Source organism: Pseudomonas sp. D(2018) (assembly GCF_005502555.1).
Taxonomy (GTDB): Bacteria; Pseudomonadota; Gammaproteobacteria; order Pseudomonadales; family Pseudomonadaceae; genus Metapseudomonas; species Metapseudomonas resinovorans.
Map to the genome: position 1 here is coordinate 11,463 of NZ_SCOK01000020.1, position 12,226 is coordinate 23,688.

Below are 12,226 nucleotides of genomic sequence, written 5' to 3' on the forward strand. Positions count from 1 at the left end.
CGGCCCGGCTGTCTCTATACTCAGGCTGTCCGCTACCTCCGGAGGGCCTACCGGTGAGCCAGCCCCTGACCAGTCGCTTCGCCGTCAGTGCCGAAGAGCATCGCTTGCGGCAGATCGTCGATAACAGCAGTGCGGTGATCTACGTGAAGGACCTCGACGGCCGCCTGGTCCTGGTCAACCGGGCCTTCGAGCGGCTGTTCAAGGTCCGCGCGGAACGCGTGCTGGGGCATACCGACCACGATTTCTTTCCCAGGGAAATGGCCGATGTGCTGCGCGCTAACGACGTGCGTGTAGCCCAGCTCGGCCATGAGCTGGAGTTCGAGGAACAGGTGCCCATGGGCGGTGGTATCCGCACCTATCTGTCGAACAAATTCCCACTCTTCGATGGTGAAGGGCGGGTCAGCGCTATCTGCGGCATTTCCACTGACATCAGCTCACGCAAGAGCCTGGAAGAGGTGCTGCGATTTGTTGCGCTGGGCGTTTCCGCCGCCACTGGCAACGAAGTGTTCGAGGCCATTGCCCGCTACATGGTGCGCTCCCTGAATGCCGACTTTGCCTTTGTCAGCCGCATCAGCGACCAGGGGCCGCAATGCCTCACCACGCTGGCGCTCTACTACGAAGGACGCTTGCACCAGAACGCTACCTATGACCTGAAGGGGACGCCCTGTGCCGAGGTATTCGGTCGCAGTTTCCACTTCGTGCCTCGCGACCTGCGCTGTTCCTACCCCAGCGACGAAGTGCTGGCCGCTTTCGGTGTCGACAGTTATGCCGGCTACCCGCTCTTTGCCAGTGATGGCCGGCCGCTGGGCCTGATCGCCGCTGGCCGGCTGGGGACGATGAGCGATCGTGACAGGGTGGAATCCGTGCTGCGGATTTTCTCGGTGCGGGCCGCCGCAGAAATCGAGCGGCTGGAGGCGGAAGCCAGCTACCGGGCAATCTTCAACAACTCCGAAGATGCCATCTTCGTCCACGACATCGAGAGTGGCGCCCTGGTGGACGTCAACCCCAAGGCCTGTCGCGCCTACGGCTACAGTTACGAGGAAATGCTCAAGCTGGACATCGATGCCTTCAGCGCCGGCTACGCCCCGTATACCGGCAAGGACGCGGCGGGTTACCTGGCCCGCGCCGCGGCCGGCGAGGTGCAGCGCTTCGAATGGCATCGACGCAACCGCGACGGAAGCCTGCACTGGGATGAAGTGCTGCTGAAGCGCGTCACCATTGGCGGCGTTGACCGCATCCTGGGCATCACCCGCGAGATTACCCAGCGCAAGGAGGCCGAGCAGGCCCTGCGCGCCAGCGAGCTGCAGTACCGGGCCATCACCAACACCGCCCTGGACTGCTTCATCAGCATGGACGAGGCCGGGCGCGTGCTGGCCTTCAACCCGGCGGCCGAGCAGTGCTTTGGCATCAGTCGTGAGCAGGCGCTGGGGCATTCGCTGCTGAAGTTGATCATCCCGCCGCGTTTCCGCGATGCCTATGAACATGCACTGGAGCACTACGTGCAGACCGGCCATGGCGCATTCCTCGGCAAGCGCATGGAGGTGGTGGCGCAGCGCGCCGATGGCCGAGAGTTTGCCGCCGAGCTGGCCCTGACCCAAGTGCCGGGTGACGAGGGGCCGCGCTTTATCTGTTACTTGCGCGACATCACCGAACGTACCCAGGCTGAAGAGGAACGTGCCCGACTGGAGCAGCAGCTACGCCAGGCTCAGCGCATGGAGGCCATCGGGCACCTGACGGGCGGCATCGCCCACGATTTCAACAACTTGCTGACCAGCATGCTGGGCTACACGGTGATGGCCCAGGAGCTGGCGGAGCAGGACAGTGATGAGCGCCTGCGCAAGTACCTGTCGCGGGTTCAGCGCTCGGCGGAGAAGGCTCGCGACCTGATCCAGCAGATGCTCACCTTCAGCCGGGGCAGCCGCGGCAAACCGCAGGTGGTGGCGCTGGACTTGCTGCTGGGGGACTTTATCCGCCTGGTGGAGTCCACCCTGCCGGCGACGGTCGAGCTGGAGGTGCAGCTGGGTCACGACCTGCCCCGGGTACTGGCCGATCCTGTGCAGCTGGAGCAGGTGCTGATGAATCTCTGCATCAATGCCCGCGACGCCATGGGCAGCGTCGGGCAGTTGCGGGTGAGCCTGGCACAGCAGGACCTGGCGGGCGTCTGTGCCTCTTGCCAGCAGCGGATCGCGGGACACTTCGTGGCACTTACCGTCAGCGACAGCGGGCCGGGGATCGATCCGGCGCTGCGGGCGCAGATATTCGAGCCGTTCTTCTCCACCAAGGCCAGCGGTCAGGGCAGTGGCATGGGCCTATCCATGGTGCACGGCATCGTCCATGAGTATGGCGGCCATATTCATCTGGACAGCGCGCCGGGGCAGGGTGCCACCTTCCGTGTGCTGATGCCGGCCCATGGCCCGGCGTCGAACGCGGACGCTGCAGTCGCGCCGGCCGCAGAGCGCCCACAATTGCGTTCGGCCTTGCAGGGGCGGGTGGCCGTGGTGGACGACGACGCTACGGTAGCCGAGTTCATGGGCGAACTGCTGGAGGGCTGGGGGTTGGAGGCCGGCATCTTCTGCGATGCGGAGCAGGCCAGCCTGCTGCTCTGTGCCGACCCTTATGCCTGGGACTTCATCATTCTCGACCAGAGCATGCCGCGTCTCTCTGGCCTGCAACTGGCGCGGCGCCTCCTGGCGTCTCGCGCCGACCTGCCCATCGTGCTTTACACCGGTTTCAGCGACGCCCTGCTGGAGAGCGAGGTGCAGCAGCAGGGCGTCAAGGCACTGTTGACCAAACCCCTGAACCAGCAGCGCCTGCACCAACTGTTGCAGGCCTGGCTGGGCAGTCCGAGGAGCGGATACAAAGCCGAAACAAACTGAGCGCTGCCAGCCATAGGGCTGATACAGGACGGGACGAAGCTGGTGTCCAAGGCGGGGCGTTTCCGCCGACCAGAACCCGAGGCAGGAGCGCATCATGTTCACTTACTTCAAGCGCAGTTCGATTTTCTTCTACGGCCTGATCAGCTACCTGATCTTCCTGGCCACCTTCGTCTATTCCATCGGTTTCATCGCCAACCTGCCGTTCGCGCCGCGAACCCTGGATGGCGAGCCACGCCTGCCGTTCTGGATCGCCCTTGGAATCGATGTGGCGCTGCTGGCCATCTTCTCCGTACAGCACAGCCTGATGGCCCGCCCGGCCTTCAAGGCCTGGTGGACGCAGTGGATACCACCGGCGGCTGAGCGCAGCACCTATGTTCTGTTTTCCAGTCTTGCGCTGATCCTGCTGTACAGCTACTGGCAACCCCTGGGCGGTGAAATCTGGAACATCGAAAATCGTTCGGGCCGCCTGGTGATGGGCGCGATCTTCGGCTTCGGCTGGGCGCTGGTGCTCTACGCCACACTCCTGATCAACCACTTCGATCTGTTCGGCCTGCGCCAGGTCTGGCTGAACCTGCTGGGCAAGCCCTACACCGAGTTGGAGTTCAAGACTCCGGGCGCCTACAAGCTGGTGCGCCATCCGCTCTACCTGGGCTGGTTCCTGTGCTTCTGGGCCACTCCGACCATGAGCGCGGCCCACCTGCTGTTCGCGGTACTGACCAGCATCTACATCCTGGCTGCCATTCAGCTGGAAGAACGCGACCTGCTGCGGGCGCATCCTGAATACGCCGACTATCGGCGCCAGGTGCCCATGCTGCTGCCGCGTATGGGTGGCCGGGACAAAGCTGAGCACGATCGCGAAGCGGCCTGAACCGCAGAAAGCAGAAAGCAGAAAGGGCGCCAATGGCGCCCTTTCTTCGTTGCGAAACAGCCGTTAGCCGTTGAAGCGGCGCAGCACCAGGGTGGCGTTGGTGCCACCGAAGCCGAAGCTGTTCGACATCACGGTGTCGACCTTGGCGTTCTCGCGGGTCTCGCGCAGGATCGGCAGGTCGGCGACTTCCGGGTCCAGTTCGTCGATGTTGGCGGAACCGGCCATGAACTTGCCTTCCATCATCAGCAGGCAGTAGATGGCTTCCTGCACGCCGGCGGCGCCCAGGGAGTGGCCGGACAGGCTCTTGGTGGAGCTGATGGCCGGGGCCTTGTCGCCGAACACTTCGCGCACGCCGCGGATTTCCGCCACGTCGCCGACCGGAGTGGAGGTGCCGTGAGTGTTCAGGTAGTCGATCGGGGTGTCGACGGTGGACAGCGCCAGCTGCATGCAGCGGATGGCGCCTTCGCCGCTCGGGGCGACCATGTCGTAGCCGTCAGAGGTCGCGCCGTAGCCGACGATTTCGGCGTAGATCTTGGCGCCACGCTTGAGCGCGTGCTCCAGCTCTTCGACTACCACCATGCCACCGCCACCGGCGATGACGAAACCGTCACGCTTGGCGTCGTAGGCGCGGGAGGCTTTCTCCGGGGTTTCGTTGTACTGGGTGGAGAGGGCGCCCATGGCATCGAACAGGCAGCTCTGGCTCCAATGTTCTTCTTCACCGCCGCCAGCGAAGACCATGTCTTGCTTGCCCAGTTGGATCTGCTCCATGGCCTGGCCAATGCAGTGCGCGCTGGTGGCGCAGGCCGAGGAGATGGAGAAGTTCACGCCCTTGATCTGGAAGGGGGTGGCCAGGCAGGCGGATACGGTGCTGCCCATGGTGCGGGTCACACGGTATGGGCCAATGCGCTTGACGCCCTTTTCACGCAGGGTGTCGATGGCTTCCATCTGGTTGACGGTCGAAGCGCCGCCGGAGCCGGCGATCAGGCCAACACGCGGGTTGGAGATCTGCTCTGCGCTCAGGCCGGCGTCTTCGATGGCCTGCTGCATGGCCAGGTAGGCGTAAGCAGCGGCATCGCCCATGAAACGGAAGATCTTGCGATCGATCAGTTCTTCCAGGTTCAGGTTGACGGAGCCGGACACCTGGCTGCGCAAACCCATCTCCGCATAGGAGGGGTTATGGCGAATACCGGCACGGCCGGCGCGCAGGTTGTCGGAGACGGTGGCTTTGTCATTGCCCAGGCAGGAAACGATGCCCAGGCCAGTGATCACGACGCGACGCATGCGGATGTCCTTCAGAAGCTGTCGGTAGAGGTGAACAGGCCGACGCGCAGGCCTTCGGCGCTGTAGATCTCGCGGCCATCGACGGCAACGGTGCCGTCGGCGATGCCGAGGATCAGCGAACGATTAATAGTGCGCTTGATATGGATGTTGTAGGTGATCTTTTTCGCGGACGGCAGGACCTGGCCGAAGAACTTGACTTCGCCGGAGCCGAGGGCGCGGCCGCGGCCAGGGTTGCCCTGCCAGCCGAGGTAGAAGCCGACCAACTGCCACATGGCATCGAGGCCGAGGCAGCCGGGCATGACCGGATCGCCCTCGAAGTGGCAGGCGAAGAACCACAGGTCAGGATTGATATCGAGCTCGGCGACGATCTCGCCTTTGCCGTACTTCCCGCCGGTCTCGCTGATATGCACGATGCGGTCGATCATCAGCATGTTGGGGGCGGGCAGTTGCGCATTACCAGGGCCGAACAGCTCGCCGCGACTGCAGCGCAGCAGGTCTTCCCGGGAATAGGCGTTTTGTTTGGTCATGCGAGCTCCTCAATGGTCCCCGTGTGGCACAGGGCTTTGCATTCATCCTGCTGCCGTGGCCGTTGTAGGGGGGCCAGCTGGCAGACTAGTCATAGACTGTTGCGTTGCGGTGAAAGTCACAGAGTGGCGAGCACAGTCGTTCACCTGAGTGACCTTGACCCGCCCAAAGGGCGCGACAGGGGCATCCCGCTCGCAAAGCGTGGTGCACTTTAACATCCCGGAACACTCGACGAATGTCTGGAAACAGCATCAATCGTTTCAGTCCGACGGTTTGCTTAGCCAGCGCTGCATCACCCGCAGCAGGTCGGCGCGCTTGAAGGGCTTGGCCAGGTAGTCATTCATGCCTGCGGCCAGGCAGGCCTCGCGGTCGCCCTGCAGGGCGTTGGCGGTGAGGGCGATAATCGGCAACGTTGCGCCGCCATTCATCTGGCGAATCTGGCGCGTGGCTTCATAGCCATCCAGCACCGGCAGGCGGCAGTCCATGAGAATAGCGGCATAGTGATGGCGTGACGCCTGGTGCACGGCTTGTGCACCGTCGCCCACCAGGCTCACCTGGAAACCGAGGCTGCGCAGCATGGCCTCTATCACGGTCTGGTTCACCGGGTTGTCCTCCACCAGCAGCACGTGCTGACCGCTGCCTTCACTGGGGGCGTGTGCCTGATTGGTAAGCGTTTCGGCTCCCTCGGGACGGAAAGGCAGGGGAATTTCCAGGGTGAAGACCGACCCCGAACCTTCATGGCTTTCGGCCCGCAGCGTGCCGCCCATGCGTTCGGCCAGGGTGCGGGCGATGGGCAGGCCGAGGCCGGTGCCGCCATAGCGGCGGGAGATCGAGTGATCGGCTTGCTGGAACGCATCGAACATATGCTCCAGGCGGTCGGGGGGGATGCCGATCCCGCTGTCGTGCACGGCACAGGTGAGCCAGAGCACTTCGCTGTCCAGTGCCTGCCAGCGGGTTACGACCTTGATGCCACCTTCCTCGGTGAACTTCAGGGCGTTGCCTACCAGATTGACCAGGATCTGCCGTAGGCGCGTCGGGTCGCCCTGCGCCTCCACCCGCTCCAGGCCGCCCTGGGTGTCCAGCGTCAGGACCAATCCGCGCTGCTGGGCACTGTGCTGGAACACTTGCACCGAACCCAGGATCAGGTCCAGCAAGTTGAAGGGAATGCGTTCCAGCTCCAGGGCGCCGCGTTCGATACGAGAGAAGTCGAGGATGTCGTTGATCACCTTGAGCAGGTGCTCGGTGGACTCGGTGGCCAGCGCCGCGTACTCCGTCTGTTCCTCGGTCATCTCCGTGGTTTCCAGCAGCTGGAGCATGCCCAGCACGCCGTTCATGGGGGTGCGCAGTTCGTGACTCATCATCGCCAGGAAGTCGGATTTGGCCCTGTTTGCCATTTCTGCTTCCTCGCGTGCCTTGATCAGCTGACCCATCGCCTGCTGCTGCTCGTGGCTGGCCTGTTGCAGGCCGCTGGCGAGGTTGTTGATGTGGCGGCCGAGGTCGCCCAGTTCACTGTCGTCTACCACGGGTAGGCTGGCGTCGTAGTTGCCGTCCTGGATGGCCTTGACCGCGTCGCCCATCGCGCTGATGGGTTGCGATAGGCGAGTGGCCAGGCGGCGCGCGAGCAGGAAGGTGAGGAGGAGGGCCATGAACGCGAGCACAGTGGCCTTGAGGAGGATCTCCTGCTGGCGGCTGCTGAAGGCGTCGTTGGACATGCCCACGACTACGCGACCCAAGTAGTTGCCGTCATTGCTGCGGCTGTCTCCCCTGGCCAGGGTGCGCTGCGCCTGCAGGTGCATCTGCTGCTGGATGATGGGCGCGTGGAAAACCTCCACCTGCGCGCCGCTCTTCTCGAGGCGGTCCTGCTGCTCCAGGTAGACCAGGATATTGTCGGCGCGGTCGCGCACTTCGAGAAACCGCACATGGGGCGTGCCCAGGCTGGCCTGGAGCAAGCCTTCCAGTACCTCCAGGTTGCCGGTGACCACACCGTATTCCGCTGCCGGTGCGAGCTGACTGGCGATCAACTGGCCAGTGTGGTTCAGCTCCTGACGCAGGTCCTGCAGGCGGGCGAAGGTGAAGAATCCGGTGAGCAGCAGGGTCAGCAGCAGTGCCGGGCCGAGGCTGATCAACTGGGTGCGGGTGTGGATGTCCCAGCGATGCCGCAAGGTCATGGGCGCGGCTCTCCTTCAGCGGCGGGAGAGTTCGGCGATCGGGGGGAGGGTAGGCACATCTTCCTTTTGCCTCGGTGCGGGGGCGTCCGTGAGGTGAATCTATGTTGGAACTTTAGTCTTGTTATGCCCCAATGCTGGGGGAATTTTTGATACGCGGCGGTCGTTGGGGCGCGAATGCGGCAACCTTGACGTCAAAGAACTGCGGCATCTTAACCGAGGATGATCGCTTTGCCAGCGCGATGGCTCTGGATTGGCGCTGGCCGGTAGACGGCGCCTCCGTATAATGCGTGGATTCGCCATTCCTTTGGCCTACATGGACCCGTTATGACTGAACAGCAACCCGTCGCGGTGCTCGGCGGCGGTAGCTTCGGCACCGCCATCGCCAACCTGCTGGCCGAGAATGGCCAGCGCGTGCGCCATTGGATGCGCGACCCCGAACAGGCCGAGGCGATCCGCACCCTGCGGGAGAACCCACGCTACCTCAAGGGTGTGAAGATCCACCCCGGTGTCGAACCGGATACCGATCTGCCCGCCGTGCTCGCCGATTGCGAGCTGGTTTTCGTCGCCGTGCCGTCCAGTGCATTGCGACCGGTGCTGGAGCCGGTGTCCGGGCTACTGACCGGCAAGCTCCTGGTCAGTACCACCAAGGGCATCGAGGCGAAAAGCTTCAAGCTGATGAGCCAGATTCTCGAAGAAGTGGCTCCGGATGCGCGCATTGGCGTGATTTCCGGCCCCAACCTGGCCAAGGAAATCGCCGACCACGCGCTGACTGCCACGGTGGTTGCCAGCGAGGATGCCGAGCTCTGCCAACGGGTACAGTCCGCGCTGCATGGCCGTACCTTCCGTGTCTACGCCAGCCAGGACCGCTTCGGTGTCGAGCTGGGCGGTGCGCTGAAAAACGTCTACGCCATCATCGCCGGCATGGCCGCCGCCCTGGACATGGGCGAGAACACCAAGAGCATGCTGATCACCCGCGCCCTGGCGGAGATGACCCGCTTTGCCGTCAAGCTGGGCGCCAACCCCATGACCTTCCTGGGGCTGGCCGGTGTGGGCGACCTGATCGTCACCTGTTCCTCCCCCAAAAGCCGCAACTACCAAGTGGGCTACGCCCTGGGCGAGGGCCTGTCCCTGGAAGACGCGGTTTCACGTCTGGGCGAGGTTGCCGAGGGCGTCAACACCCTCAAGGTTCTCAAGAGTCGTTCCGAGGAGCTGCAGGTCTACATGCCGCTGGTCGCGGGGCTGCATGCCATACTTTTCGAAGGGCGTACGTTGGCCCAGGTGATCGAGCTGCTGATGCGCGGCGAGCCCAAGACCGACGTAGACTTCATTCCAACCACCGGCTTCTGATTCACACTTTCGGACAAGGAGATTCCCCATGAGTGAAGAGCGCGAAGACCTGCAGCGCGAGCACATCCTGCTGCGCGTCCTGTGGATGCTGATCTTCGTCATCGTCTGGCAACTGGCTGAAATCGTGCTGGGTGCAGTGGTCCTGCTGCAGTTGGGCTACCGCGCCTTCTACGGTGCACCCAATGCCGGCCTGCTGTCGTTCGGCGACAGCCTGAGCCAGTACCTGGCTCAGATTGGCCGTTTCGGCACCTTCAACACCGAGGAGAAACCCTGGCCCTTCGCCGATTGGCCCGAGGCTCGTGCTGCCGAGGGCGAGGCGCCCCATGCGGTGCCGCCAGCTGCTCACCCGGTGCGTGACGAAGAGCCCAAGCTGTGAGGCTCTGGCTGCTGCGCCATGGCGAGGCTGAACCCCGCGCCCGGACCGATGCCGAGCGCGAGCTGACGCGCCACGGTCGCAAGGACGTGCTGCACACAGCTGCCCAACTCGCCGGGCAGCCGCTGGGCGCCATTCTGGCCAGCCCCTATGTGCGGGCGCAGCAGACCGCTGAGCTGGTTCGTGATGCCCTGGCCTTCAGCGGTGCCGTTGGCACCGCGCCCTGGCTGACCCCGGACAGCGACCCGCGAGAGGCGCTCGACTTCCTCGCCGAACGCAGCGAGCAGGACCTGTTGCTGGTCACCCACAATCCCTTCGTCAGCGAACTGGCCGGTCTGCTGATCCATGGCCATCGCCAGGAGCCGCTGCCCATGGGCACTGCCAGTCTGGCCGAGTTGGAGGGCGACCTGCTGGTCCCCGGTCTCATGTCCTTGCGCGCCGTCCATCACGTTCGCCATCACTGACGATTCGCAACATTTCTTAACTTGCGCCTCCTCCCAAGTGCGTGGAATAGTCGACCAAGCAAGTGCTTGGTTGTCCCCTAAAAAAAGAACAAAGGAGGAGGCCCTGTGGCTGATGCAGTCCGTTTGCCGCTTGAAATGTTTTTCGAGCGTGAAGCCCGTCACCCGAATACGCGCTACCTGGTCCAGCCGCTCGGCGGCGGACGGATCGAGGAGCTGACCTGGGCCGATGTGGGCGAGCAGGCCCGTCGGGCCGCCAGCTGGCTGCGGGGGCGTGACCTGCCCCAGGGCAGCCGTATCGCAATCATTTCCAAGAATTGTGCCCACTGGATCGTGGCCGACCTCGCCATCTGGATGGCTGGCCACGTTTCCGTTCCCCTCTATCCCAACCTCACCGCCGAGTCGGTGCACCAGGTGCTGGAGCATTCCGAATCGGCCCTTGCCTTCATCGGCAAGCTCGATGACTGGCCCGCCATGGCCAGCGGTGTGCCTCAGGGCGTGCCGACCATTGCACTGCCGATTCACCCGGCGGGTGAGTTCGACTTCAACTGGGCCGACCTGCAGGCCGTCAACCCGATCCAGGACAGCCCCAAGGGCGCCCCGGATCAGCTCGCCACCATCATCTACACCTCCGGGACCACCGGCACGCCCAAGGGCGTCATGCACAATTTCAGCAATTTCGCCTTCGCTGCCGGTCATGGCGTGGAACTGTTCCAGACCGGAGAGGACGACCGCCTGCTGTCCTACCTGCCGCTGTGCCACGTGGCTGAGCGGATGTTCGTGGAGATGGGGTCGCTCTACGCCGGGCAGACGGTGTTCTTCGCCGAGAGTCTGGAAACCTTCCTCGATGACCTGCGCCGTGCCCGTCCCACCGCGATCTTTGGTGTGCCGCGCATCTGGACCAAGTTCCAGATGGGCGTCTATTCGAAGATGCCGGCGGCAAAGCTCGATCGCCTGCTTCGGCTGCCTGTCATCGGCCGCATCGTCGGCCGCAAGGTGTTGGCTGGCCTCGGCCTGGATGCCGTGCGCAACGCCCTGTGCGGCGCCGCGCCAGTGCCCGGTGCGCTGCTGAACTGGTACAAGCGCCTCGGCCTGGAAGTGGCGGAGGTGTATGGCATGACCGAGAACTGCGGTTATTCCCACCTGTGCCTCAAGGGGCGGCACAAGCCCGGCTGGATCGGCCAGAACAGCCCCGGCGTGGAGGTCCGGATCAGTGAGGAGGGCGAGGTGCAGGTGCGCAGCGGCGCCACCATGCAGGGTTACTACAAGGACCCGGAACGCACTGCCGAGACCATCACCGAAGACGGCTTCCTGCGGACCGGCGACAAGGGCGAGCAGGACGCCGACGGCAACCTGCGCCTGACCGGCCGCATCAAGGAAATCTTCAAGACCAGCAAGGGCAAGTACGTGGCGCCGGCGCCCATCGAGAATCGCCTCGCCGTGCATCCGCGCATCGAACAGGTCTGCGTGGTGGGCGACGGCCTGCCCCAGCCCATGGCCCTCTGTGTGCTCTCCGATGTTGGGCGGCAGGAGGCGGCGAACAGTGCCCGCGCCGAGCTGGAAGTCAGCCTGCGCAACCTGCTGGAGGAGGTCAACGGCGACCTCGACAAACACGAGCGCCTGCAGGGGCTGGTGCTGGTCAAGGAAGTCTGGGCGGTGGACAACGGCTTCCTCACCCCGACGCTGAAGATCAAGCGCAACAAGGTGGAAGATGCCTACGGCAAGCGCTTCCCTGAATGGCTCGAACGCCAGGAAGCGGTTGTCTGGCACGAATGATCCAGCCAGGTCGGGACGCTTCGTCCCGGCCTCCCACAAGGAGTGACCCCATGGGCCTGTGGCGACAAATCCCCGATCTCGCGCACCTCAACGAATCCCTGACGAACACCATTGGCGAAGGCCTGGACATCCGCTTCGAGGCCTTCGACGAAGAATCCCTGACCGCCAGCATGGTGGTCGACCAGCGCACCCATCAACCCTACGGCCTGCTTCACGGCGGCGCCTCAGTGGTGCTGGCGGAAACCCTGGGCTCCACTGCCAGCTACCTGTGCATCGATACCGCGCGCTTCTACTGCGTGGGGCTGGAGGTCAACGCCAACCACCTGCGAGGTCTGCGCAGCGGCCGCGTCACGGCTGTCGCCCGCCCGGTACACCTGGGCCGGACCACCCATGTCTGGGACATCCGGCTCTCGGGCGAAGACGGCAAACCCAGCTGCATTTCCCGCCTGACCATGGCCATCGTGCCCCTCGGTGCCGAGCCGCCGCGGCGCGGCTGACATGTAGGAGCGTCAGGCTTCATGCTGCCGTCACAGCTGCGTAGAGTGGATCAC

10 protein-coding genes are annotated in these 12,226 nt (G+C 64.1%); 7 read left to right on the forward strand and 3 right to left on the reverse strand.

Annotated features, from left to right (window positions below):
- Positions 1–53: 53 nt before the first annotated feature.
- Both FFS60_RS14615 and mddA read left to right on the forward strand, forming a co-directional pair.
- Positions 54–2,876, forward strand: a complete 2,823-nt coding sequence (locus FFS60_RS14615) for a PAS domain S-box protein (RefSeq protein WP_028629412.1) — start codon at positions 54–56, stop codon at positions 2,874–2,876.
- A 94-nt stretch (positions 2,877–2,970) separates the two neighbouring features.
- A complete protein-coding gene (gene mddA, locus FFS60_RS14620; protein ID WP_028629411.1) occupies positions 2,971–3,744 on the forward strand; it encodes a methanethiol S-methyltransferase in 774 nt (257 codons plus the stop codon).
- A 63-nt stretch (positions 3,745–3,807) separates the two neighbouring features.
- Here the strand turns inward: mddA and fabB are convergent, their stop codons facing one another.
- The 3 genes from fabB to FFS60_RS14635 form a co-directional block, all read right to left on the reverse strand.
- Positions 3,808–5,025: a beta-ketoacyl-ACP synthase I gene (gene fabB / locus FFS60_RS14625; protein ID WP_028629410.1), complete on the reverse strand. Its 1,218-nt coding sequence runs from the start codon at positions 5,023–5,025 to the stop codon at positions 3,808–3,810.
- An 11-nt stretch (positions 5,026–5,036) separates the two neighbouring features.
- The gene (gene fabA / locus FFS60_RS14630) at positions 5,037–5,552 is read right to left on the reverse strand and encodes a 3-hydroxyacyl-[acyl-carrier-protein] dehydratase FabA (RefSeq protein WP_028629409.1); all 516 of its coding nucleotides are present in this window, start codon (positions 5,550–5,552) and stop codon (positions 5,037–5,039) included.
- 258 nt (positions 5,553–5,810) lie between these two features.
- The gene (locus tag FFS60_RS14635) at positions 5,811–7,718 is read right to left on the reverse strand and encodes an ATP-binding protein (protein ID WP_137822360.1); all 1,908 of its coding nucleotides are present in this window, start codon (positions 7,716–7,718) and stop codon (positions 5,811–5,813) included.
- A 324-nt stretch (positions 7,719–8,042) separates the two neighbouring features.
- On the opposite strand from FFS60_RS14635, the gene FFS60_RS14640 reads away from it, so the two are divergent.
- The 5 genes from FFS60_RS14640 (at position 8,043) to FFS60_RS14660 (ending at position 12,172) form a co-directional block, all read left to right on the forward strand.
- On the forward strand, positions 8,043–9,065 hold the full coding sequence (locus tag FFS60_RS14640; RefSeq protein WP_028629407.1) for an NAD(P)H-dependent glycerol-3-phosphate dehydrogenase: 1,023 nt from the start codon (positions 8,043–8,045) through the stop codon (positions 9,063–9,065).
- A gap of 28 nt (positions 9,066–9,093) precedes the next feature.
- A complete protein-coding gene (locus FFS60_RS14645) occupies positions 9,094–9,441 on the forward strand; it encodes a DUF4389 domain-containing protein (RefSeq protein ID WP_028629406.1) in 348 nt (115 codons plus the stop codon).
- On the forward strand, positions 9,438–9,902 hold the full coding sequence (gene sixA / locus FFS60_RS14650; protein ID WP_028629405.1) for a phosphohistidine phosphatase SixA: 465 nt from the start codon (positions 9,438–9,440) through the stop codon (positions 9,900–9,902). Before FFS60_RS14645 ends, sixA begins: the two co-directional genes overlap by 4 nt.
- A 105-nt stretch (positions 9,903–10,007) precedes the next feature.
- A complete protein-coding gene (locus FFS60_RS14655; RefSeq protein WP_137822361.1) occupies positions 10,008–11,675 on the forward strand; it encodes an AMP-binding protein in 1,668 nt (555 codons plus the stop codon).
- A 50-nt stretch (positions 11,676–11,725) separates the two neighbouring features.
- Positions 11,726–12,172, forward strand: coding sequence for a hotdog fold thioesterase (locus tag FFS60_RS14660; protein WP_028629403.1), 447 nt, complete (start codon positions 11,726–11,728; stop codon positions 12,170–12,172).
- Positions 12,173–12,226: the final 54 nt, after the last annotated feature.